This is a genomic window from Paenibacillus campinasensis (assembly GCF_002272015.1).
Lineage (GTDB): Bacteria > Bacillota > Bacilli > Paenibacillales > Paenibacillaceae > Paenibacillus_AQ > Paenibacillus_AQ campinasensis.
Genome location: NZ_NPBY01000007.1, coordinates 1 through 23,593, shown reverse-complemented (window position 1 = coordinate 23,593; position 23,593 = coordinate 1). Strand labels below are relative to the sequence as shown.

Genomic DNA, 23,593 nt, shown 5'->3' with positions numbered 1-23,593 from the left:
CACGACTTCTCTCACATCCACCCTTCGAAAACAAATAGAATTATGCAAGAGAATTTGTAGTCATTTTATCACATATTACAATATATTGGTATAAAATCCCTATTAAAATATGATCCGATAGTCTCTATCTCATTTTTGTTTACAAAACAAAAACAGCAGCCCCGCCAAGACCTGCTGCCTTGGGGACGCCGCTGTTCTATAGATACTCCTATCCATCTCTAATGGTCAAAATATTGTCTTTTCGCAGATTACTCCTTCACAACCAGCTTCAGCGGAGCCGGAATGTTCTGCTCTACCTCGTTGCCCTGCAGCACATCGCTCGCCGCCTGAACGGCCAGCTGACCGATCAGATCCGGCTGCTGGGCCACCGTTGCGGTCAATCTGCCCGCCTCAATCGATTTCAGGGCATCATCATTGCCGTCAAAGCCGATGACCATAATGTCCTTGCCGGAGCTTTGGATCGCTTCGATCGCACCCAGGGCCATCTCATCATTATGTGCGAACACTGCCTGCACGTCCGGGTTGCCCTGCAGCAGGTTCTCCATGACGTTCAGCCCTTTGGTCCGGTCAAAATCAGCTGCCTGCTTCGCAACAACATTCAGCTGCACATCCGCCACATCGTGGAAGCCCTGACCGCGCTCACGGGTTGCCGATGCACCCGGCACCCCCTCAAGTTCAATCACTTTAGCGCCTTCGCCAAGCTGCTCTACAATATATTCCGCCGCCATCTGGCCGCCCTTCACGTTATCGGAGGCCACCAGCGCTTCAACCTCGCCCTGCTCAGCCGAACGGTCCAGCGTAATAACCGGAATGCCCAGACTGTTCGCAGTCTGTACCACTGTGGAAATCGCCGAGGAGTCGGTAGGGTTAATCAACAGCACGTCTACCCCTTGTTGGATCAGGTCGTCGACGTCATTGCTTTGTTTGGCGGAATCATTTTGCGCGTCCACCACGACCACATCCATCCCCAGGTTGGCTGCCTCAGCTACCACGCCGTCCTTCAGCGATACGAAGAACGGGTTGTTCAGCGTGGAGATGGAAAGTCCGATTTTCATATCCTTAATGTCTCCAGATCGGGTCGGCTTTGCCCATTCCGGCGGCTCCAGGGAGCAGCCGGTCATGAAGATGAGCAGAAGCGATACCAGGAACAATGTTGTTTTTTTCATCGTTGATTCTCCTCCTTAGGCCGATTTCTTCCGGTCGATCAACACGGCAATCGCGATCACGACACCTTTGACCACCATTTGATAGAAGGAATTGACACCCAGCAAATTGAGTCCGTTATTTAGCGTTCCGATAATAAGCACACCGATTAATGTGCCGACAATCCGTCCGCGGCCGCCAGTCAGGCTCGTTCCTCCCAGAACGACCGCCGCGATGGCATCAAGCTCGTAAGAAGTGCCCGCCGTCGGCTGCGCGGAATTCAGACGCGAGGTCAGAATAGCGCCTGCAAGCGCGGACAGCATGCCCGCCAAAGAATAGATCATAATTTTGACACGCGACACTTTAATGCCGGATACAAGCGATGCCTTCTCATTGCCGCCAATCGCGTAGGTTTTGCGGCCGAAGGATGTTTTATGCAAAATGACCCATAGAATCGCAAACGTAATCATCATCGTAATGGCAGGCACCGGAATGCCAAACAGATAACCGCGCCCGAACAGCTGGAAAGCCATGCTGTCGCCAAGGCCTGTGATCGGATTTCCGTTTGTGTATACCAGCGTCAATCCCCGAAAGATCGTCATCGTTGCCAAAGTTGCAATGAACGGGGCCATCTTGCCCTTCGTGATCATAAGACCGTTGACCATCCCCATGACGCCCCCGAGCAAACAGCCGATAATGATCGCAAGAATCGGATCAAAGCCGGCCAGCATCATGTTAGCCACGAACGCACTGGACAGGGCCAAGATCGAGCCGACGGACAGGTCGATCCCGCCTGTCAGAATAACAAAGGTCATGCCAAACGCAATCAAGGCGTTAATCGATACCTGGCGCAGCAGGTTCAGAATGTTAAGCGGTTCCAGAAAGCTCGGATTAAGGATCGAAACGATGACAATTAGCAGCACCAGCCCGAGCAGCGGACCAAGCTTTTGCGTCAAGCCGGAGACCTTGAACCCTTTTTCCATTTTCGCTTCATTGATACTCGTCATGTTAATGCCCTCCTGTAGCTAGAGTCATAATAAACTCCTGTGTTGCATTCGAACGGTCCACTTCTCCAGTAATTTTGCCCTCGTGCACAACCAGAATCCGGTCGCTCATGCCAAGCACCTCCGGCAGCTCCGAAGAGACCATAATGATGGCCACCCCGCGCTCAGTGAGCTCGTTCATCAGCTGGTAAATTTCCCGCTTCGCTCCGATATCCACACCCCGGGTCGGCTCATCGAGGATAAGCAGGCTCGGTCCGATGCCGATCCATTTGGCAATGACCACCTTCTGCTGATTGCCCCCCGACAGATTGCGGGCTGCCGTTTCGGTCGTATGCGTTTTGATCTGCAGCCGCTGGACCAGGGTATTGACGAAATCCCGTTCCTTTTTGCTGGAAATAAACCCGTTATGCGAGAAGCTGAACAGATTCGTCAGCGCCATATTCTCCCGAACCGAGAAGTCCAGCACCAGACCCTCGTCCTTCCGGTCCTCCGTGATAAACCCGATGCCATGCTTGACGGCGTCTGTCGGCTTGCGGATCGCCACCTTCTTGCCTCTCATATAAATCTCGCCGCTGTCCAGCGGGTCAAGCCCGAAGATTGCGCGCATGATTTCCGTTCGCCCTGCCCCCATCAGACCGGATACACCGACAATTTCCCCGGCGCGGACGGCAAAGCTGACATTGTCAAACCGTCCCTTGGCCGACAGGTTCTTCACTTCAAGCACCACCTCGCCCGGCGAAGGGCTGCGCGCAGGATAACGCTCGGTCAACTCGCGGCCAACCATCTTGCGGACAACCTCGTCAAAGCTCGTATCGGCAATCGCTTGAGTATCGACGGTCTTCCCGTCCCGCATCACCGTAATCCGGTCACAGATCGCAAAGATCTCCTCCATCCGGTGCGAGATATATACGATCGACACGCCCTGCTTTCTCAGTGCGTCGATCACTTCGAACAGCTTCTGAATTTCCCGCTCAGTCAAGGCCGCCGTCGGCTCGTCCATGATGATCACCTTGGCATCCGTCATCAGCGCCTTGGCAATTTCAATCATCTGCTGCTGTCCAACGGAACACTCCCCCGCCTCCTGTGTCAGCGGTACCGACACAGACAACTGCTCAAACTGTGCCTTCGCGAGCGCTTTCATCTGTTTTGTGTTCAAAAAGCCGAAGCGCGACGTCATTTCCTTGCCGATGAACAGATTTTCCAAGACGGTCATTTCCGGCCAGATGTTAAGCTCCTGGTGGATAAAGGCCACGCCCTTCTCCTCCGCCTCCTTCGGGCTTCCGAAATAGGTTTCCTTCCCGTCGATCACAATCGTCCCTTCATCCAGACGGTGCAGGCCGGTCAGAATGTTCATCAGCGTCGATTTGCCTGCGCCGTTCTCGCCCATGAGCGCGTGCACCTCTCCTTCGCGGAGGTCGAAATCCACACCGGTCAGCACACGGTTCGCGCCAAAAGCTTTATGAATGTTTTTCATCACGATGTTCATGGTTGTTCCTCCTCTTTAGCCGAAATGGACACCTGCCTGCAAAATGCAGTTCGCGTACGGTTTCGCTTCCCCTGTCCGGATGACCGCCTTCGCAGTGGCCATCTGCTGCTTGAGCTCTTCATGCGGGCAAGCATCGATATCGCAATGCTGGAACCTGTTATGAATATATTGAAGCGTCTCCGCATTGGCTGCATGGATTTCCTCGGCAACGATCACCTTCTCCACCACCATATCTTCGGCGATGGCATCCACCACATCGCGGAAGCTCGGCTGGCCATGCTTGATGGCCAGATCAATCTTGAGGACCCCCGGCGGAACCGGGAGGCCGACGTCCCCGACCACAATCGTGTCGGTATGACCGAGATCGGCCAGCACTTTGGCAATGTGGCTGTTCAGTATGCCCTGCTTCTTCATGTTACAGACTCTCCTCTACGAGGCTCCGCGTCGGCATGCCGCCCTGGGCGCCAAATTTGGTGACTGACAAGGATGCTGCCCGGTTGGCGAATTTCAGACTGTCTGCCAGACTCTTGCCCTCGGCCAGCGCGACCGCCAAAGCGCCGTTAAAGGTATCTCCAGCTCCCGTCGTATCCACCACTTCGACCTCATAGCCCGGGATGACCACTTCCTTCGTCCCGTCATAATAGCGCACGCCCCGCTTGCCCTCGGTTATGAGCAGTTTGTTCGGATAACGGCGAAGCGACTCTTCGAGCGGCGCGCCGCCGAACAGAATCGACGCTTCATGCTCATTCGGCGTAATATAGGCTGCCTGCTCAAGAACTGCCTCTGGCACCGGACGCGCTGGCGCCGGATTCAGAATGAGCGGAACGCCATGCTTCGCGCACAACGCACTTACATAAGCTACCGACTCCTCCGGTATTTCATGCTGGACCAGCACCATATCCGACTGCTTGATCACATCCTCGGTCTTCTCGATATAAGCAGGCGTCACGCAATCGTTGGCGGCTTTAACAACGACGATGCTGTTGTCTCCTTCAGCCAGCACGATATGCGCCGTTCCGCTCTCCATACCTGTAACCGGTTCCACATGCTTTACAGAAACACCGTTGTCTCTGAAATTTTGCAAAATGGCCTGCCCGAAGTGATCATCGCCCACACAGCCGATCATCGACACTTCGGCTCCCAGCCTTGCGCAAGCGACCGCCTGGTTGGCGCCCTTGCCTCCCGGAACCGTCTTGAAGCTGTCGCCGAGCACCGTTTCGCCAGCGCCAGGGCGTTTGGACGAGGTCACCACCAGGTCCATCGAAGAGCTTCCAACTACCGTTATTTTTGCCATGATTAGTCCACCTTTCTCGTTGTCTGTCGTTCGATGAATTGAACGGGATATTGTTTGCTTTTTCGTTCGATATGCTGTCCTTCCATGAGCTGTATCAACAGCTCCGCAGCCTCGCGCCCCATCTCATAGGCCGGCTGGTGAATCGTGGACAGGGATGGAGCAAGCAGTCTGCTGAGCGGAATGTCGTCAAATCCGATAATCTGGACGTCCTCCGGCACCCTTTTCCCTAACCGAAACGCTTCCTGCAGCACCGCCGAAGCCACGATATCGTTACTGGCGATCACCCCGTCGGTATCCGGGTATAGCCGGAACAAGTCTTGGGCCCAGCCCTCCGCTTCGGTAAATGAAAAGGATGTCGTCTTCAGCACATCATATGAAAGACCCCGCTCTCGCACGACCTCCACCGCACCCTCGTACCGGTCCATCGCCGGTCCGACATGAGCCGGTCCCTGGATGATCGTGATCCGCTTGCTGCCGCGCTTGATGATCTCCCGCGCAGCCAGTCTCCCGCCTTCTCTGCCATCCGCATACACGGATGGACGGTCGCTCGTCGTCCGGTCAAGGAACACAATCGGAATGCGCAGCTCGGCGTACATCTCCGCACCGGGATCATTCGTGGAGGATATGATGCCCACTACGTGATTCTGAATGAAGGTCTGGATGTAGTCCATCTCCTTCTCCCGGTTCTCATCGCTGTTGCCAAAGATCAGCCGATAGTCGTTCTCCTGCATCCGGTCCTCGACGCCGCGCGCCAGCTGCGGAAAGTAAGGGTTCGTAATATCGGGCAGCAAGAGCCCCACCAGCTTCGACTTCTTCTTGTATAAAGAACGAGCCACCTCATTCGGTGTATAGTTCAAGGCGCGAATCGCCTCTTCCACCTTCTGCCGGGTATCCTCATGCACATAGCCGTTTCCATTCAGCACTCGGGAGACGGTAGCGACAGATACTCCAGCCCGGCCCGCTACATCCTTAATTGTTGCCATCAGCCATCACCTCTTTGATGTGTGTAACCGGTTACAGGTATAACATATCATACCCTTCTATTTTTTGCAAGCGTTTTATTCGCATATCGAATTTTGTAAATATATTACTTTCTTCTAACATAAATCCCAACTTATTTTTACATATATTCCCTATACTCAATAGCTGAAAGGCCAAGTGTGGAAAGTGAGGTCAATCAAAGACATGGAAAAAGAATTCACGCTGTCTCCACCGAGCACGCCCATCACGCCTCCGGCTAATGAGATGGAATCCGCGCGCGAGCGCAAGCGCACCTCCATTCGCAAAATCCGTCGCAGGGAAATCACGCTGGCATACGCCTGCTTGGCCCCCTCGCTGCTGCTGTTCGGCGCGTTTCTGTTCTACCCCTTGCTCAAATCCGTATATCTCAGCCTGTTTCTTACGGATCCGCAGGGCCGCGTAGCCGAATTTGTCGGCTTTGGCAATTTCAAGGATATTTTAAGCTCGGACATGTTCTATAAAAGCTTTGGCAACACCCTGATGTTCATGCTGCTGACCGTTCCAACCGGCATTGCGGCCGCGCTGTTTTTTGCCGCTCTAACGCACAACAAGCTGACAGGCATGAAGATATTCCGGTTCATCTTCTCGCTCCCGATGGCCGTTTCGGTTGGGACAGGCTCGATGATCTGGATGATTCTGTACCATCCGACACTCGGCATGCTGAACTATATGCTGTCACTGGCCGGCCTCGGCCCTGTGCAGTGGCTGACCGACCCGAAGTGGGCGATGATATCGATTGCCATCATGACCGTGTGGATGAATCTGGGCTTCAATTACATCCTGATGCTCAGCGGCATCCAGGGCGTGTCAGAGGATATCTACGACAGTGCGCGCATCGACGGGTCCGGTCCGCTTCGGACGTTCTTCCGGATCACGATGCCGCTCATTTCGCCGACGCTGTTCTTTACGCTGGTTGTATCCATCATTGGTGCCTTCCAAGCATTCGGCCAAATCAATATTTTGACAAAAGGCGGGCCGATGAACAGCACCAACGTCATCGTGTACAACATCTATCAGGACGCCTTCATCAACTTCCGGTTCGGCATCGGAAGCGCCCAGGCCTTGATCCTGTTTGTCATCATTCTGACGCTGACCCTCCTGCAGTTTAAATTCGTGGAACGGAGAGTGCACTATCAATGAGTTTGCGACTTCTGCCCAAAAGCTTCATCTACCTGCTTCTCCTTGTCGGAGCGCTGGCCGTAGCTTTTCCGCTCCTGTACACGCTGTCCACCTCTTTGATGACCGAAGCGGAATCGGCCGTGTACCCGCCGCCGCTGCTTCCGGAGACAATCAATTTGGCCAACTTCCTCAAGGTTATCGAGACGATTCCGGTGCTCCGGTTTATCGCCAACAGCGCCATCGTCTCCTGTGCCATCATGATTGGACAAGTCCTCACCTCCGCGCTGGCCGCCTATGCGTTCGCCTTTCTTCGATTTCCCGGGAAAACGCTGCTGTTCAGCCTGTTCCTTGCCACGATGATGGTTCCGTGGGAAGTCATTATGATTCCGAACTATCTGACGATCAGAAGCCTCAATTGGCTGGATTCCTACCAAGGTCTGATCGTCCCGTTTCTGGCCACCGCCTTCGGCACCTTCCTGCTCAGGCAGACCTTTCTGTCATTGCCGAAGGAGCTGTTCGAGGCCGCCCGGGTGGACGGCTGCGGGCATGTCCGGACGTTCCTCAGCATGGTGCTGCCTTTGTCCGTGCCGGGGCTTGCAACGCTGGGGGTGTATTCTTTTTTGAATAACTGGAACATGTATTTATGGCCGCTGTTGACCACGAACCGGGAGGAAATGCGCACCGTCCAGATCGGCATCGGGATGCTGCAATTCGAGGAGATGAACTCCTGGAATCTGATCTTGTCCGGCGTGCTGCTGATGCTCTTGCCTTCCCTGCTCCTGCTCGCGCTTGGCCTCAAGCCGCTTGTGCGAGGGATTACTGCCGGGGCGCTGAAAGGCTAGGCTCCGCCCGCTTCAATTACCGTACAGCTATAGTTTGTCGTTGTGCAAACGAAAATCAGCCTTGTGCTGCGGACAGGCTCCCAGAGCCCAGGCCCGGTGCAATTTCTGATAAATGAATTTTCATAAGGGAGAGATTAACCGATCATGAAACGTTTTGGCAAAAAATCCTTCAGCCTGCTTCTTCTGAGCTGCATGATGATGTTCACAGCCGCCTGCGGCGCAGGCACAACTGCCAGCGGAAGCGATTCCGGACAAACTCCGAGCAGCGCTTCACCCGCGTCTGCAAGTAACAACGAGCAAACGCAAGAACCTATCAAAGTCGTATGGTGGCATTCCATGAGTGGTGAACTCGGAACAGCCGTTGACCAGCTGATTGCTGAATTTAACTCGTCCCGCTCGGACATTCAGGTTGAAGGCGTGTTTCAAGGAACCTATGATGAAAGCCTGAACAAGCTGAAAGCATCCCTCGGCTCCAACAGCGGTCCGACGATGATTCAGGTTTACGAAATCGGCAGCCGTTTCATGATGGATACGAAGGCGATTCGTCCGGTGCAGGACTTTATGGATGCAGAACAGTATGATATCTCTGCTCTCGAACCTAACATCAAGAGCTATTATACCTTTGACAACAAGCTTCATTCGATGCCGTTCAACTCGTCCAATCCGATTCTGTATTATAACAAGGATGCATTCAAAGCGGCCGGGCTGGACCCGGAAAATCCGCCGCAAACCTACGAAGAGGTAGCCGAAGCAGCCAAGGCGCTGACAACAGGCGATCAGACCGGCGCTTCCTTTGCCATCTACGGATGGTTCATGGAGCAGTTCTTCTCCAATCAAGGTGCGGAGCTGCTGAACAACGGCAACGGACGGAATGATCTGGCCACCGCTTCCCAGCTCAACAGCCCTGCCGGTGTGAAAACACTGGAATGGTGGAAGCAAATGCTCGACGACAAGGTGCTGCTGAATCTGGGCCGGAAAACGGATGATACCAAGAAGGCTTTTGCAGCTGGGCAGATTGCCATGATGCTCGACTCAACGGCATCCCTGCGCGGTATTGTCAATGCGGCCGAAGGCAAATTCGAGGTAGGGACAGGCTTCCTGCCACGACCATCCGATGGCGGCAAGGGCGGCGTGATCATCGGCGGGGCAAGCCTGTGGCTGATGAACAACAAGCCTGAAGAAGAGCAGAAGGCCGCTTGGGAATTCATGAAGTTTTTGGCTGACCCAACGACCCAAGCCTACTGGCATGTGAACACCGGTTACTTCCCGGTAACTACCAAGGCCTATGATGAGCCTATCGTGAAGGAAAATCTGGCGAAGTATCCGCAATTCCAGACAGCCGTTGACCAGCTGCATCAGACTGAAGAGAACCTGGCTACTCAAGGGGCGGTTATGGGCGTATTCCCTGAGGCGCGTCAGCTTACGGAGACTGCGATCGAGGAAGTATTAAACGGTCAGAAGACCCCTCAGGAGGCGCTGGACAAGGCAGCTCAGGAGATCACCTCCAAAATCGAGATTTACAACAAAACAGTGAAGTAATCGCTTGGTGCAGGATATGCCCCTTGAGGTGCAGCTGCGGATTCTACGACGATCTGCGGCTGTACCTTCAAGGGGTGTTTTGTTTCGACCCCAAACTCCGGCCGCCGTTATCCAAGCCGCCACCTTCTTCCCTTGTCTTCGCTCCTCTTCCCGGTAGCCTCCCGTCTTCTTGCCGGAGCGTCGCTTCCGAGCAGCATCTCCCACTTGCAGATTGTACTCCATGCCTTACGGCTTCTTCGAGGCTATCTATCTATGGATGATCTCCCTGATACGGGGCGCCTTCTCGTGCCTGACAGCAGCAGCTGGGTAATGAGCGCCAGCACCGGCAGCTCAATAAGCGGCCCTACAACGAGCGCCAGCGCCACCAGCGGCTCGTCCGGAAATGCCGTGACGGCAATGGCCAACGCCACCGGCGAATTGCGGGCAAGGATCGTCAGGCGCAAGCTGGCCGAGTCCTCGTAGGAGAACCCGAGCAGCCTGCTGGCAAGTCCGCCAACGATGTAATTGACGGCAAAAAACAGCAGCACCGGCACCAGCAAAATGTACACCGTCTCCATATGGGCAAACAGCTGCGCACCCTGCGACGCAAACATGGCCGCAATGGCCAGCGACAGAAACCACAGCTGGGCTTTAGCAAAAAACGGGGTTATGCCCCGCTCCAGCCAGGCCGGTCTTCTGCGAAGCAGCGCGCGCGTGAGCAAGGCAAGCCCGAACGGCAGCGCCAGAACGAGCAGCACACTTTCCGCCAGCGAGCTCAGGTCGAATGTGCCCACTGTTCCGGAGAATACCAGCAGATATACCGGAAGCAGCAGAAGCTGCAGCATCAAATTCATCGGCAGAATCGAAGCCGACAGAGGCACATTGCCTCTGGCAATCGAAGTGAACACCAAGTACCAGTCTGTACACGGGGTCACCATCAGCATCATAAACCCGATCCACAGGGCCGGATGCTCTGACAGAAAGATGGCGCCAAGCCCCCATGCCAGCAGCGGGGTCCACATATAATTAATGACCGCGCTGGCCGACAGAAATCGGAGGTTCGCGAAAGCCTGCCGCAGCTGCCTGAGCGGAATTGTCAGAAACAGGCCGTACATCATCAGCAGCAGCGACGGCAGAATGATCATCTCGGCATAATAAAGAGCGGTCGGGATTTGGCCAATCGCTAAACCAATCCCAACCGCCGCTATAATAATCAGTGTTTGTAGCTTATCCATCGTACTCATCGCCATTCCTCCGCACACGTCGGCTCGTATCTGTAGACCCGATCGTCTCAGTGCCGGAACATAGCGATCTTCCGCACGCAACATCCATCTTAGGTCCAACCGTAACCCCATTATAGCAACTGGAGCTGCAGCCGTCCACGGGCACAGCGTGTTCATGCGAAGCGACTTAGTCGAAGTACACGGCCTTTCCGGTACGTGCAGACTCATAAAGAGCTTCCAAAATTTGCGAAACGACAAAAGCCTGTTCCGGCGTAACTACCGGATCGGTATCGTTCTCGATCGCTTCAATCCATTTTCTCATTTCCACGTCCGGAGCTTCTTCTTTACCGCCCTCATAGAAAGCAACGCCGCCAGAGCTAAGCTCGATGTCCTTGGTGTACAGACGGCTGAATTTCTCTCCGTTGATCCGCAGACCGTTCTTCATGTCTGCTCCGCCCTCGGTGCCGCTCAGCGTGCACTTCGCTTCATCCACTTCGAGCGTATTGAGCGCCCAGCTGGATTCCAGCATAATGGTTGCGCCATTCTCCATCACGATCATCCCGAAAGCGGAATCCTCAACGGTAAACTTCTTAGGATCCCATGGTCCCCAAGCGTTAGCCGCGTTCTCGCGTTTGGCCAGCTCATGATAGGTCGAACCAAGCACAACCTTCGGCTTATAGTTGTCCATCATCCAGAGGGTCAGATCAAGCGCGTGAGTACCGATATCAATCAGCGGACCTCCGCCTTGCTTCTCCTCGTCCAGGAACACACCCCAGGTTGGTACGGCTCTTCTCCGCACGGCATGGGCTTTTGCAAAATAAATATGTCCAAGCTCTCCGGCATCACACAGCTCCTTGAGATACTGGCTGTCGTTCCGGAAACGGTTGTTGTAGCCAATCGTCAGTTTCTTGCCTGTCCGTTTCGCCGTTTCCATCATCCGCTTCGCGTCAGCGGCTGTTTTGGCCATCGGCTTTTCACACATTACATGCTTGCCCGCCTCAAGCGAAGCAATGGAAATCTCCGCGTGAGAATCGTTCGGAGTCAACACATGAATAATGTCAATTGTATTATCCTTCAGCAGCTCCTTGTAATCTGTGGTTACCTGAGCTCCCTCGATTCCGTACTTCCCGGCCGCCTGCTCGGCCCGCTCCTGAACGATGTCACAGAACGCTACCAGTTCTACATTGTTCAGCTTGCTCAAGCTTGGCAGATGCTTGCCGTTCGCGATTCCACCACATCCGATGATCCCTACACGATATACTTTGCCCATGTTGATCGTCACCTTCACTTTCTCAAATTTCTGTTCCGGCATGATAAGTATGTAATATCCTGACAGCCATCTCTAAGGTATCATATTTTGCAGCTTTTTTTAGTATAACAATGCGACATGATGTGTATAAAATTACGACATCCGCCTGATCCAGCCTGCTCTTGTTTTGGCAGGTTTCACCGTCTCTTTTCGACAGTATTCGTAATTTTCCTTAATAGAGGATTAATTTTTAGCTTCTTCATGGTAAGATGATAGTAAAAAAATATAGAAGTGAGTGGGTCATGAATACTATCAATAATCAGGAACCGAATCATGCCGTAGGATACAACTCTCTGACCAAAGTTTTTTTTGATACCATTAAAACCGGAATTATCAAGTCCAACCTCATTGCCATGTTTGCGGGGCTGTGTATGGCACTGTACGTGTTTGACACCTCGTTCATGGACAATATAACGAAGATATGCCTGGCTTTGCTCGGATCGTCCCTTGTGATCGGTTCGGCAGGCGCGTTTAACAACCTATATGACCGGGATATCGACGCAATTATGGAACGCACCAAGAACCGGCCGACCGTCACCGGACAGGTGGACACGCCGATTGGACTGACCATCGGGATTCTGATGAGCCTGTCAGGCTTCATCGTCCTGTACGCCGCTTCACCGCTGGCGGCCCTGTTCGGATTTCTCGGACTGTTCTTCTACGTGGTGCCTTACACGATGTGGACGAAGCGGACGACGGTGTACAACACCGAAGTCGGAAGCATCTCCGGCGCCGTGCCGCCTCTGATCGGCTGGGCCGCGATATCCAGCGACATGCTCCGCATGGAAATATGGGCGATCGTCATCATGATGCTGCTGTGGCAGATGCCCCATTTCTATGCCATCGCCATCCGCAGACTGGATGAATACAAGGCTGCCGGCGTTCCGATGTATCCGGTCATCAGAGGAATCCGCAGAACGTATCACCGCACCAACGTCTATCTTGTGCTGCTCGTACTGTCCAGCCTCCTGTTCTGGTCGCTGAACCCGTATATTGCAGCGCTGGCCGTGCTGATGAGCCTGGGCTGGCTCATCCTTAGCCTGGCGAGCTACCGCGAGACAGATCCGGCCTCGTGGGCGAAGAAGATGTTCATCTTCTCCCTCAATCACCTCACGCTGCTGTTTCTGGTCGTTATTATCTTTTCCGTTGTCGCTCAAATTTTATAACTCTTTCAACAGGGCTGTCCTTTGCGGGCAGCCCTGTTTTGCAGATCATGCATGACAAACAGGCGACGAATCGGCGCAATACCGGCAACGCTCCTGTATCAGGAAACGCCGGCCGACAGGATATCGTCAATCCTGATCCATTCCCACTCCCCGGGTCCAGTCGTCAGCTTGATCTCCCGCCGGTGGGTCAGGACGATCGTAACCACGCCGGTCCGCTCCACCTCTTCGTATTCATCGTACAGCCGCAGCGTAATCGTCCGGTGATCGTAAAAAGATTCCGCCAGCGCATGTTCAATCAGCTCCATCTCCTGTGCGTCCAGCGTCGGCTTAACCTTTCTCCCCTCTTCCAGCTGACGGCGAATAATGGACTCCTTATGCTCCGGCAGCATCATCCGGCTCGATTCCCACAGCCCGTTGCCTTCCAGTTTTTTTCGTGTTGTCATCTGTAGTGACCTCCTATCTTCGTTGAGCGATCCAGTGCCTGGCCTGCCTCTGTCATAGAAACAGCCCGAATAATGATGGCATCCCCGTATTTCCGTTTCAGCGCATCGGTCGTGCGCTCAAGCGCCATCCATTTCTCCCGGTCCATATCAAACAGCGATAATTGATACTCTTGGTCCGGGGTCAGCTGCGACAGGCTGATGCCCACCTGCCGGACCGGCAGGCCGTCCCAATGCTTCTCCAGCAGCCTGCACGCCCAGCGGTACACCTGATTGGTGACGTTGGAAGGATCATCCATCTTCATCTGTCTTGAGAAACCCGAAGGCCGGTCGAAATCGGCACCCGTGCAGTGGACGGAAACGACATGCCCCATGAATCCAAGCCCGCGGCACCGCTGGCATACCAGCTCCGTCAGTTCCAAGAGCACCACCTTGATCTCTTCCAGCCTGCCGTAATCGCGGGGCAGCGTCATCATATGCCCCACCGACTTCGGATCCACCTGATGCGTCCCCGGACGCACGGGGCTGTCATCGATGCCGTTGGCGATTCGCCAGTAGAGCTCAGCCTGAATATCCGAGTTCCTGCCAAACTTCCGGCGCATCATCTGCTTCAGCTTGGCCAGAGGCGTCCTCGCCACACTGCCGATCGTAGGCAGCCCCATCGCCATGAAATGCCGGGTCATCCGGCTGCCGGCCATAAACATGTCGCTGACCGGCAGCTTCCACAGCGTCCCGTCCAGATGATCTTTGGACAAGGTATAGATCCCTGACGGCGATTTTTTGCCATAGTTGTCACAGGCCATCTTCGCCAGAATCTTCGAGTCGGCAATGCCGAAGCGGGTGTACACCCCTGTCGCTTCCTGGACGTAATTCTGAATCATGCGGGCCAGTTCCTCCGGTGTACAGCCGTACAGATGCAAGCTGCCGGTCACATCGAGAAATTGCTCGTCAATGCTGTAAGGCTCCACCAAATCGGTGAAGGACTTGTAGATATCCGTAATCTTCATGGAGACGTCAATGTACCGCTGCATCCGGGGTTTGATGACAACCAGCTCCGGACACTTCGCCATGGCCTCCCCTAGCCTTTCTGCCGTTTTTACCCCCTTCTCCTTGGCCTTCGGACACGCTGCAAGGACAATGCCCGAGCGTCGCTCCGGATCGCCAGCAACGACCAGCGGCCGGTCTTGATATTCCGGATGCTCCGCCTTCTCCACGCTTGCATAGAAAGACTGGCAATCGGCCAGCATGATCACCCGTTTCGATGCCTTCACATCAGACACCCCTTGTCTTCCGGCTTAAGCCCGAGGTAAGCATACGCCCTCTGCTCAATCTCCGCCTCGATCAGCCCCCACAGCATGGACAGCTTGTGATGATAGCCCCGGCATACAAAATCAACCTCAATCCCAAGGCTTGACCTTCGGTTGTCGTAAACCTTCAGATCGCTTTCCCGCATCTTCCGGCGCGCCTTCGTCAGATCCGCCATCGCCGCAAGCTGCAATTGATCGATCATCATCCGGGTCAGCTCCGGCGTTCTGGCATCGCATCGGCACAGCGTTTCCCCGTCATTCTCCAGCACGTCGAGCAATAACGGCAATACAGCATAATCCTTCACCAGTCTCGTTTCTTCCGGTTTGAGACCTATACTCAACATAACAATCCCACCTCATAATGAGAACGTTTGTTTGTATTATATGCGAACATACGTTTTATTATCAATGTAAATATAATCCTATTGACTGATCGCTCTGGAGGACCGATGAAATACGCGCCAGATTCATAAGAATAACCGGATTGGAACAGGATATAGTTATCGATCTTATCAGGCGGCATACTGCGAAGCTGCAACCAAAATTCGTGATTGAAACCGAAGGAGGAAATGTCCCCCTATGCATGGAGTTGAGCAATGGCTGCATTCCGCAAGCCACAATTATCTTTTGATCGCTGTCGCAGCTGTACTCTTTTTTGCTGTCAAAGCTGTGATCGGGTACATAACCTACCGCCATTATGATCGTCAATTGAAGGAGCTTGATCAGAAAATCGAAACGCTGCTGCAGCAGAAGCGATAAACAAACATAAGCACGCACAGCCTATACCGCTGGTATGTGGAAGCGGATCTCGACCTCGCTAACCAATGCATGCATCCACAAAAAAATCCCCCGGCAGGGTCATCCGCGAAATGCGGACTGCCAGGGGATTTTTCCATAACACCAACCGCACAGATGAATCAATGCGGAACAAAAACGAGCTGAAGTACAAACAGCACTGCAAAAATATACATCAGCGGATGCACGGCCTTTCCTTTGCCCTTCACGATTTTCATCAGCGGGTAGGAAATGAAGCCGAGCGCAATGCCTGTCGCGATGCTGGAGGTGAGCGGCATCGTCAGAATGACGAGAAAAGCCGGGAACGCCTCATCAAAGTCCTTCCATTCGATATGGCGGACATTGCTCAGCATCAGGCAGCCAACCACGATCAGCGATGGCGCCGTAATAGCCGACAATCCAGCAACCGCACCGATGAGTGGGCTGAAGAATGCCGCCACCATGAACAGCAGCGCCACCACGACCGCTGTGAGGCCTGTCCGGCCGCCTGCGCCGACACCGGCTGCCGATTCAATATAAGCGGTGGTCGGACTGGTGCCGACCATCGAGCCAGCCACCGTAGCCACTGAGTCCGAGAACATCGCCCGCTCGGCGCGCGGCAGCTTATTATCCTTCATCAGCCCGGCCTGTTCAGCCACGCCGACAACCGTCCCTGTCGTATCAAACAGCGTCACGAGCAGGAAAGAGAAGACGACGGCATACAAGCCGTGGGAGATCACGTCAGCAATCGAAGTGACCGGATTCCATACCAGAATCCCCTCAGGCAGTGTCGGGAGCGACACAACTCCGCCCGTAAACGACAGCATGTTCGCAAAATAAGCGATGATCCCCGTAATAATCATGCCGATGAACAGCGCCCCCTTCACATCCCGGGCCAGCAGCACAAGCGTCACCGTCAAACCTGCCAGTGCCAGTACAACGGTCGGCTCATGGAGATTGCCAAGAGCAACCAGATTGTCCGGATGGGCCGTAATGACGCCGCTCATTCGCAGGCCGATAAAGGCGATGAACAGCCCGATCCCGACCGTAATCGCATGCTTCAGATTTCCGGGGATCATCTCGATCAACCTGCGCCGAAGCGTGGTCATCGAGAGCAGCAGGAACAGAATCCCCGCCACGAACACCGCCGAGAAGGCCTCGACGTATCCAAGCCCGTTATGGCCCTGGACAACCGAGTATGTAAAATACGCATTCAGCCCCATCCCGGGCGCAACCGCAATCGGATACCGCGCCACGAGCCCCATCAGCAGCGTCCCGATAACAGTCGCAATAATCGTAGCCGTGAAGCTCTGTTCAAACGGAACCCCCGCTTCAGACAGAATGAGCGGATTCACCACCATAATATAAGCCATTGTAAAAAAAGTCGTCGTACCGGCTACCACTTCAGTCTTGGCCGAGGTGCCGCTTGCTTTTAAATCAAACACAAACCATATCCTCCATTTCTAATGCTTGTTGCTGTAACCGCTGCACCCCTCTTGGGCATGCAGACTCATGCATGGTATACTCTAACACAAACGATGATATCGATCCAAGGAGGCCATAGAAACGATGTGCGGACGCTATACATTGACCGTGACCTGGGAAGAGCTGCTCATGCGCTACTTGATTGACCCGGATTCGGTGTCCCCGTTCCATATACCCCGTTATAACATTGCGCCCAGCCAGCAGGTGACCGCCATCATTCATGACGGTACACGCCGCCGGATCGGGCAGCTGCAGTGGGGGCTTGTCCCTTCCTGGGCCAAGGACGCGTCCATGGCCGGCAAAATGATCAACGCTCGCAGCGAGACGCTTGAGAACAAGCCTGCTTATAAGATACCCTTTTATCGTAAAAGATGCCTCATCCCTGCCGACGGATTTTACGAATGGCAAAAAAACGAACATGGCAAGCAGCCCTTCCGCATTCGTCTTCGGGACGGCGGCATCTTCAGCATGGCCGGACTGTACGATACATGGGTGACGCCGGACGGTCAGAAGCGCAGCACCTGCACCGTCATTACAACCGAGCCGAATGCGCTGATGGCGCCCATTCACAACCGGATGCCGGTCATTCTGCGGAAGGAAGATGAAGCGCTGTGGCTGCGCCGTGAGGACGCCTCCGCAGCCGGCGATGCGCAGGCCATGCTCCAAGCGCTTCGGGAGCTGCTGCGGCCGTATCCCGCCAGCGAGATGCAAGCCGAGCCGGTCAGCACAGCCGTCAATTCGGTCAGAAACGATACCGAAGCATGCATCCAGTCGATCGCCGATGCTTGAGCGATCACCGAACACTCAGCTCTGTCTACACCGCGCCGTCTCGCTGATCTCGTCACGGCAGAAGCCCCGGCTGTGGAGGAGACCCTCCCGCAGGGGCTTCTTCAATTCCAGCGATGAGATGTTCGATCGTTCTAACGGAACATGCCCCACAGCTTGATCAAATGGAACGTATTCTTCGGATCAATCCGCTGAGCAAGCACGAACTGAACGATTTGCTGCTCCTGCGTTGCCGTAAGCCTTTCATTCAGAATGCCGCTGGCTGTCCGCACCAGCTGCTGCACCTTTAAACTGTTCTGGAGATCGGATTTCGTCAAATGTTGAGTCAGCCCTTTAATTCTCTCCTTGACCGCCGGGTTTTTCATTTTCAGCTTGATCCGCTCCACCAGCTGAGGACTAATGCCGTACTGCTGATAGCTCAATATTCAGGCACCTCCCGTTATAATTGCTGTCGCTTTTTGAGTATATGACGAAAGCCTGTCCATTGTGCTAATAGATTCGGTCACTTGTCCGGGCGAAACGGGCCTTGCGCTGTTAGATGAGCGCCAATCCGAGCGACCCTGTAAACGCGGGTAGCCTGAACTTCAGCCAGACTCCATCGCTTACACCGCTCGATCGTTTACACCAATCGGGAGCTAATCCATAATATCGCCTTGAAAAATGTTCTCCTGCTGCAAGTAATTCCGCAACGGCGCATACTCGGGCGATGTCCAGAAGGCGCTGTCGCTCACCAGCGCTGCGGCATCATCGCGAGATTCCTCGACGATCTTGAAATCGGCGGTCATATCCGCCAGCCTGAACTCCGGCAGCCCGCTCTGCTTCGTGCCGAAGAAATCCCCGGGTCCCCGAAGCTCCAGATCACGCCGCGATACTTCAAAGCCATCATCGGTCTCCGTCATAACCTGCATCCGCTCCTGGCCTACCTCCGATTTCGGATCCGCTACCAGGATGCAGTAGGAGGCATGCTCGCCCCGGCCAACCCGGCCCCGAAGCTGGTGCAGCTGGGAGAGGCCAAACCGGTCCGCATCCATAATCACCATCAGCGTAGCGTTCGGCACATCAACACCTACCTCAATGACGGTGGTGGAAATGAGCAGCTGCACCTCATTGCTGTAGAACTGCCGCATCACTTCATCCTTCTCGCCCGGGGTCATCCGGCCGTGCAGCAGCCCGACCCGGTATTTCGGAAACGCCTGCTGCATCTGAACATGCAGGTCAATCGCATTTTGAACATCCAGCTTGTCCGATTCTTCAATCAGCGGTGTAATGAGGTACGCCTGGCGCCCCTGATCCACCTCTCGTGCAATAAAGCCGAGCACGCGCTCCATCATCTCATGCTTGACCCAGTAGGTCGTGATCGGAATCCGTCCCTTCGGCCGCTCCGACAAGGTAGACACATCCATATCGCCAAAAGCGGTAATAGCCAGCGTGCGCGGAATCGGCGTTGCCGTCATCGTGAGCACATCCGGGTTATACCCCTTGCGGCGCAATATGCTGCGCTGGTTGACGCCGAAGCGGTGCTGCTCGTCGGTGACAACCAGGCCGAGCTGGCGGAAATACACATCCTCCTGGATCAGCGCATGCGTGCCGACAACAACATCCGTCAAGCCCATCTGCAGCGAAGCGAGCAGGTCCTTGCGCTTTCTCCCGTTGACGCTTCCCGTCAGAAGCCCTACCGTAATCCCGAAGGGCTCGAACAGCTTCTGGAGCGAGCGTGTGTGCTGCTCGGCCAAAATCTCTGTCGGCACCATCAGCGCCCCCTGAAAGCCCGAGCGCACCGTCGTGAACAGCGCAATCGCAGCCACGACCGTTTTGCCGGAGCCGACATCACCCTGGAGCAGCCGGTTCATGCAGTAGGGTGAGCGCATATCGTGCAAAATCTCCAGCTCCACCTTCTTCTGTGCATCGGTCAGCTCAAACGGCAGGCTCCGAACAAACTCCCGGATCGTGGCATTGTCCGCCGTATGGACCACGCCGTCCATACGCTTCCGGTTCAGGGCGCGGAATGCCTGCATTTTGAGCTGAAACAGAAACAGCTCCTCATACACCATCCGCCTGCGCCCTTCCTGGCCTTCTCGCGTATCCACCGGCTGATGAATCGTGCGAATCGCCTGTTTCCGGGGCATAAAATCATATTTTTGCAGCAGCGTCTTCGGCAAAATTTCAGGAATCATATCCCCATACTGCTGCAGCGCCTGGGTCATCGTCTTCCGCATCCAGGCCTGGGTAATCTTGCCTCCGACCGAATAGACCGGCTGCACCGTTCCGCTGCGGAACGCGCCCTTGTCCGGGAACTCCGATTCCGAAACGGTAAGCTGCATTCTGCGCTGATCCCATTTGCCTGTCAGCACAATTTCCCGGCCCGCAGCAAGCTGATCCTTCAAGAAGTGACGGTTGAACCAGGTTGCCGTAAACATCCAGCTCTCCGCCAGCATCTTGCAGGTTAAACGAGACTTGCGTCCGTAGCGCTGGAGCACCGGTACGCCGGCGATTTTGGCTTGAATCGTAATTTTGTCCCCGTCCTTCACCTCGCTCAGGGAGCGAAGCCGATAATCCTCATAACGAAACGGATAATATTCGAGTAAATCCTTGACCGTAGAGACGCCAAAGGCGTGAAGCTCCCCTTCCTTGAGGGCGCTCACGCCGTTGATCTGTCTGACGGATATTTGATCGAGTTCCAAACTCATAACATCTACCTCACTTAAGCAGGCCATATATAAGCCGCGATCGTGCCCGGCCCGACATGGGTGCCGATAACCGGCCCGATGTCGGAGTACACCACATCCTCCACCGTAAACACTGCGGACAGCTGCTGCAGGAAATCCTCCACCAGCCCCCGATCGGCCGTATGGCCTACCGCGACATGAACCTTCGTCACACCTGTCAGATCTTGCTGGAACAGCTCCACCATGCGAGCTGTCGCCTTTTTGCGGCCGCGAACCTTTTCCACCGAGAAAATAATGCCTTCCTCATCGATAGACAGGATCGGTTTAATATTCAGCAGCGTTCCCAGAACAGCCGAGGCTTTGCCAATTCGTCCGCCCTTCTGGAGATACTCCAGCGTATCAACCAGGAAGTAGAGGCGGCGCTTGCTGCGCAGCTCCTCAATCGCGGTTATAATCTCCTCGACTGGCTTGCCGTCGGCTGCCAGCTTGGCTGCATGGGCTGCAAACAGCCCGAATCCGTAGGAAGCCGATTTGGAATCCCATACCGTAATCTGGTCCGCTTTCTCCTCTAATAGCGAGGTGGCCAGCTTAGCCGATTGATAGGTGCCGCTCAGCCCTGACGAAATATGAATCGACAGAATGGAGCATTCCGGATATTGCTTGAAAATTGACTCGTAAGCCTGCACAAAATCAGCAGGAGACGGCTGGGAAGTCGTTGGAAGCTGCGGAGATTCCACAAGCCGCTTATAGAACTCCCCGGCCGATATATCTACGCCATCCAAATATGAATACTCGCCGAACATCACTTTTAACGGCACAATATGAATGTTATATTGCTTCACCAGGTCTGCCGGAATATCTGCGGTGCTGTCTGTTACAATCACGGTTTTATTCACCGTAACCCCTCCTAATCCATACAATCAAATTGAATGATTCGGTTAAGACTCCACAGAGAACAGGTACGAATAGATCGGCTGACCTCCATAGTGCACTTCCACTTCAGCGTCCGGATATTGTTCCCCTAACCAGCCCGTGAGCGCCTGGGTATCTTCCTCGGAAGCATCTTCCCCTGTAAGCAGCGTCACGATTTCATCGCCGGATTCCATCATCTTGCCAAGCAGCTGTTTGCTCGCTGACAGCAGATCCTCCGCTGCCGCTACAATGTTGGAGTTCCGAATGCCAATAAACTGGCCGGCCTTGATCTCCAAATCGTCGATGGTTGTGTCGCGTACGGCATAGGTCACCTGGCCTGACTGCACCCGCGCAATCGCATCCAGCATGTTCTCCGTGTTCACATCAGCACTCTCGTCTTCCTGGAAGGCGAAGGCAGCCGCAATTCCCTGCGGAATCGTCTTGCTTGGAATGACCGTTACGCTGCGCTCATCCTCAAGCAGCTCTCTGGCCTGCTGAGCCGCGAGCACGATGTTGGAGTTGTTCGGAAGAATGTAAACATGCTGCGCTGAAATCGAAGACACCGCGTTCACGAAATCTTCCGTGCTCGGGTTCATCGTTTGACCGCCTGCCAGAACGACATCGATGCCGAGGCTTTTGAAAATCTCGGAGATGCCGTCACCTGACGATACCGCGATGAATCCAAATGGCGCTATCTCGTCTGCCGGCGGAACCGCCGGAGCTTCAGGCGTGCGGGCTTCTGCCGGAATATCGGCAAACAGCTCCGGCATCGGGGCGATATCCATCCCCGTCGTGAGCAGCTCGCGATGCTGCTCGCGCATATTCAGAATATGAATTTGGGTAATCTCGCCATATTGCAGGGCCAGGTTCAGCACTTCCCCCGGCGCTTTGGAATGAACATGAACCTTGATCGTCTCGTCATCCGCAATGACAATAATGGAATCCCCATTCACTGCAAGCGCTTTCCGGAAATTATCTTCATCGAAATCTGCGTCTTGTCCCCCGCCAAGCTGGCGATTGATAAAGAATTCCATATCATACAGAAATTCGATATCTTCAGTTGCAAGCCTGGACTGCGCCGAGGTTGGAAGCGGGATCTCTGCCGCTGCAAACGGGCTTGTCTGCTGTACCGGTTCGGCGGAACGGGACACTGCTTGTGCCGTATCAACCGACGCCACACCTACCGGACCAGCCGTCGTCTCTTCTCTTAAAGCAGCCAGGAAACCTTCGTAGATGTAAACGAGCCCCTGTCCGCCCGAATCGACAACGCCCACCTGCTTGAGTACCGGCAGCATGTCCGGTGTCTGGGCCAGCGTTTCCTTCGCTTTCGCCAGCACCTGCTCCATCAGTTCCACAATGTCTGCCGTTCGGCGGGAATAGTATACACCATGCTTGGCCGCTTCCTTGGCGACCGTCAAAATCGTACCTTCAACCGGCTTAACGACCGCTTTGTATGCCGCCTCCACGCCGGTCTGAAGCGCGGCTGCAAACTGCTGAGGCGTCAGCTCCGCATGCGGTGCCGCATATCGGCTAAAGCCCCGGAACAACTGGGATAGAATAACACCCGAGTTGCCGCGCGCGCCCATAAGCAGCCCCTTGGACAGCACACCAGCGCTATGTCCTACCGACTCCGAATATTTGTTCTTCAATTCAGTCACACCGGCAGTCATCGTCAAATTCATGTTGGTTCCTGTGTCACCGTCCGGCACTGGAAACACATTCAAGGAATTAACGTGCTCCGCATGCTGCTGAAGCCGCTCCGCTCCGGCTAGAACCATCGCGGTAAATTCTGTTCCATTTAAAGAACGCTTACTCAATGAGAATTCCCCTTCCTGACTTGATACCCTAACATCAATCACATTCTATTTCAAAGCTCACCAGCCGAAACGAAATGCCCAAGCCATATATAGACACTCTATAATATACCTAAGTCAATGACCTAGGATCACGGACATGATGGGCTGAAATCTCGTCCCTTCGTTCGACATGAACCGGGCCCCGCCCAAACATGCCGATGATCCATAACTTTCCGTCATTCGAAATATTATGGACTAAACAACATTGTACTATAAGAAGTAAGAGAAATAAATGTTTTTAGG

22 protein-coding genes are annotated in these 23,593 nt (G+C 54.4%); 6 read left to right on the top strand and 16 right to left on the bottom strand.

Features of this window, described 5'->3' with window-relative positions; genetic code table 11:
- Positions 1-248: 248 nt before the first annotated feature.
- From rbsB to CHH67_RS02175, 6 genes are read right to left on the bottom strand one after another with little or no spacing between them, the layout of a single operon-like run.
- On the bottom strand, positions 249-1,166 hold the full coding sequence (gene rbsB, locus CHH67_RS02200) for a ribose ABC transporter substrate-binding protein RbsB (RefSeq protein WP_095263344.1): 918 nt from the start codon (positions 1,164-1,166) through the stop codon (positions 249-251).
- A gap of 15 nt (positions 1,167-1,181) precedes the next feature.
- On the bottom strand, positions 1,182-2,150 hold the full coding sequence (gene rbsC, locus CHH67_RS02195) for a ribose ABC transporter permease RbsC (protein ID WP_095263343.1): 969 nt from the start codon (positions 2,148-2,150) through the stop codon (positions 1,182-1,184).
- A 1-nt stretch (position 2,151) separates the two neighbouring features.
- Positions 2,152-3,633, bottom strand: a complete 1,482-nt coding sequence (locus CHH67_RS02190) for a sugar ABC transporter ATP-binding protein (protein WP_095263342.1) — start codon at positions 3,631-3,633, stop codon at positions 2,152-2,154.
- Between the two features lie 15 nt (positions 3,634-3,648).
- Positions 3,649-4,047: a D-ribose pyranase gene (gene rbsD, locus CHH67_RS02185; protein ID WP_095263341.1), complete on the bottom strand. Its 399-nt coding sequence runs from the start codon at positions 4,045-4,047 to the stop codon at positions 3,649-3,651.
- Position 4,048: 1 nt separating this feature from the next.
- On the bottom strand, positions 4,049-4,927 hold the full coding sequence (gene rbsK, locus CHH67_RS02180) for a ribokinase (protein ID WP_095263340.1): 879 nt from the start codon (positions 4,925-4,927) through the stop codon (positions 4,049-4,051).
- 2 nt (positions 4,928-4,929) lie between these two features.
- Positions 4,930-5,910 (bottom strand): LacI family DNA-binding transcriptional regulator, encoded by a 981-nt coding sequence (locus CHH67_RS02175; RefSeq protein WP_095263339.1) that lies wholly within the window; start codon positions 5,908-5,910, stop codon positions 4,930-4,932.
- A 202-nt stretch (positions 5,911-6,112) separates the two neighbouring features.
- Between CHH67_RS02175 and CHH67_RS02170 the strand changes: the two genes are divergently transcribed.
- The 3 genes from CHH67_RS02170 to CHH67_RS02160 all read left to right on the top strand — a co-directional run bounded on the left by CHH67_RS02170 (position 6,113) and on the right by CHH67_RS02160 (position 9,447).
- Complete coding sequence (locus tag CHH67_RS02170; protein ID WP_095263338.1) at positions 6,113-7,087, top strand: carbohydrate ABC transporter permease; 975 nt, start codon at positions 6,113-6,115, stop codon at positions 7,085-7,087.
- Complete coding sequence (locus CHH67_RS02165; protein WP_095263337.1) at positions 7,084-7,908, top strand: carbohydrate ABC transporter permease; 825 nt, start codon at positions 7,084-7,086, stop codon at positions 7,906-7,908. The genes CHH67_RS02170 and CHH67_RS02165 overlap by 4 nt, the downstream gene beginning before the upstream one ends.
- Positions 7,909-8,052: 144 nt before the next feature.
- Positions 8,053-9,447: an ABC transporter substrate-binding protein gene (locus CHH67_RS02160; protein ID WP_095263336.1), complete on the top strand. Its 1,395-nt coding sequence runs from the start codon at positions 8,053-8,055 to the stop codon at positions 9,445-9,447.
- 242 nt (positions 9,448-9,689) lie between these two features.
- Here the strand turns inward: CHH67_RS02160 and CHH67_RS02155 are convergent, their stop codons facing one another.
- Both CHH67_RS02155 and CHH67_RS02150 read right to left on the bottom strand, forming a co-directional pair.
- Positions 9,690-10,670, bottom strand: a complete 981-nt coding sequence (locus tag CHH67_RS02155) for an arsenic resistance protein (protein WP_095263335.1) — start codon at positions 10,668-10,670, stop codon at positions 9,690-9,692.
- Positions 10,671-10,836: 166 nt separating this feature from the next.
- The gene (locus CHH67_RS02150) at positions 10,837-11,919 is read right to left on the bottom strand and encodes a Gfo/Idh/MocA family protein (protein ID WP_095263346.1); all 1,083 of its coding nucleotides are present in this window, start codon (positions 11,917-11,919) and stop codon (positions 10,837-10,839) included.
- Positions 11,920-12,200: 281 nt separating this feature from the next.
- Between CHH67_RS02150 and cyoE the strand changes: the two genes are divergently transcribed.
- On the top strand, positions 12,201-13,124 hold the full coding sequence (cyoE, locus tag CHH67_RS02145) for a heme o synthase (protein WP_095263334.1): 924 nt from the start codon (positions 12,201-12,203) through the stop codon (positions 13,122-13,124).
- Positions 13,125-13,222: 98 nt separating this feature from the next.
- Here cyoE and CHH67_RS02140 read toward each other — a convergent pair whose 3' ends face one another.
- The 3 genes from CHH67_RS02140 to CHH67_RS02130 are packed head-to-tail and all read right to left on the bottom strand — an operon-like array spanning position 13,223 to position 15,215.
- Positions 13,223-13,567, bottom strand: coding sequence for a YolD-like family protein (locus CHH67_RS02140; protein WP_095263333.1), 345 nt, complete (start codon positions 13,565-13,567; stop codon positions 13,223-13,225).
- Complete coding sequence (locus CHH67_RS02135; protein ID WP_244908057.1) at positions 13,564-14,835, bottom strand: DNA polymerase IV; 1,272 nt, start codon at positions 14,833-14,835, stop codon at positions 13,564-13,566. The genes CHH67_RS02140 and CHH67_RS02135 overlap by 4 nt, the downstream gene beginning before the upstream one ends.
- On the bottom strand, positions 14,832-15,215 hold the full coding sequence (locus CHH67_RS02130; RefSeq protein ID WP_095263332.1) for a YhjD family protein: 384 nt from the start codon (positions 15,213-15,215) through the stop codon (positions 14,832-14,834). Before CHH67_RS02130 ends, CHH67_RS02135 begins: the two co-directional genes overlap by 4 nt.
- 235 nt (positions 15,216-15,450) lie before the next feature.
- Between CHH67_RS02130 and CHH67_RS26085 the strand changes: the two genes are divergently transcribed.
- Positions 15,451-15,630, top strand: a complete 180-nt coding sequence (locus tag CHH67_RS26085; protein ID WP_095397531.1) for a hypothetical protein — start codon at positions 15,451-15,453, stop codon at positions 15,628-15,630.
- Positions 15,631-15,788: 158 nt separating this feature from the next.
- On the opposite strand, the gene CHH67_RS02125 is transcribed toward CHH67_RS26085, so the two are convergent.
- Complete coding sequence (locus tag CHH67_RS02125; protein ID WP_095263331.1) at positions 15,789-17,090, bottom strand: NCS2 family permease; 1,302 nt, start codon at positions 17,088-17,090, stop codon at positions 15,789-15,791.
- A gap of 124 nt (positions 17,091-17,214) precedes the next feature.
- On the opposite strand from CHH67_RS02125, the gene CHH67_RS02120 reads away from it, so the two are divergent.
- Positions 17,215-17,919 (top strand): SOS response-associated peptidase, encoded by a 705-nt coding sequence (locus tag CHH67_RS02120; RefSeq protein WP_095263330.1) that lies wholly within the window; start codon positions 17,215-17,217, stop codon positions 17,917-17,919.
- Positions 17,920-18,050: 131 nt separating this feature from the next.
- Here CHH67_RS02120 and CHH67_RS02115 read toward each other — a convergent pair whose 3' ends face one another.
- The 4 genes from CHH67_RS02115 to CHH67_RS02100 all read right to left on the bottom strand — a co-directional run bounded on the left by CHH67_RS02115 (position 18,051) and on the right by CHH67_RS02100 (position 23,311).
- Positions 18,051-18,338: a stage VI sporulation protein F gene (locus tag CHH67_RS02115; RefSeq protein ID WP_095263329.1), complete on the bottom strand. Its 288-nt coding sequence runs from the start codon at positions 18,336-18,338 to the stop codon at positions 18,051-18,053.
- Positions 18,339-18,551: 213 nt separating this feature from the next.
- A complete protein-coding gene (gene recG, locus CHH67_RS02110; protein WP_095263328.1) occupies positions 18,552-20,603 on the bottom strand; it encodes an ATP-dependent DNA helicase RecG in 2,052 nt (683 codons plus the stop codon).
- A 14-nt stretch (positions 20,604-20,617) separates the two neighbouring features.
- Positions 20,618-21,478, bottom strand: coding sequence for a DegV family protein (locus CHH67_RS02105; protein ID WP_095263327.1), 861 nt, complete (start codon positions 21,476-21,478; stop codon positions 20,618-20,620).
- Positions 21,479-21,520: 42 nt separating this feature from the next.
- Entirely contained in the window at positions 21,521-23,311 is a 1,791-nt protein-coding gene (locus CHH67_RS02100; RefSeq protein WP_095263326.1) for a DAK2 domain-containing protein, read from the bottom strand.
- Positions 23,312-23,593 lie beyond the last annotated feature (282 nt).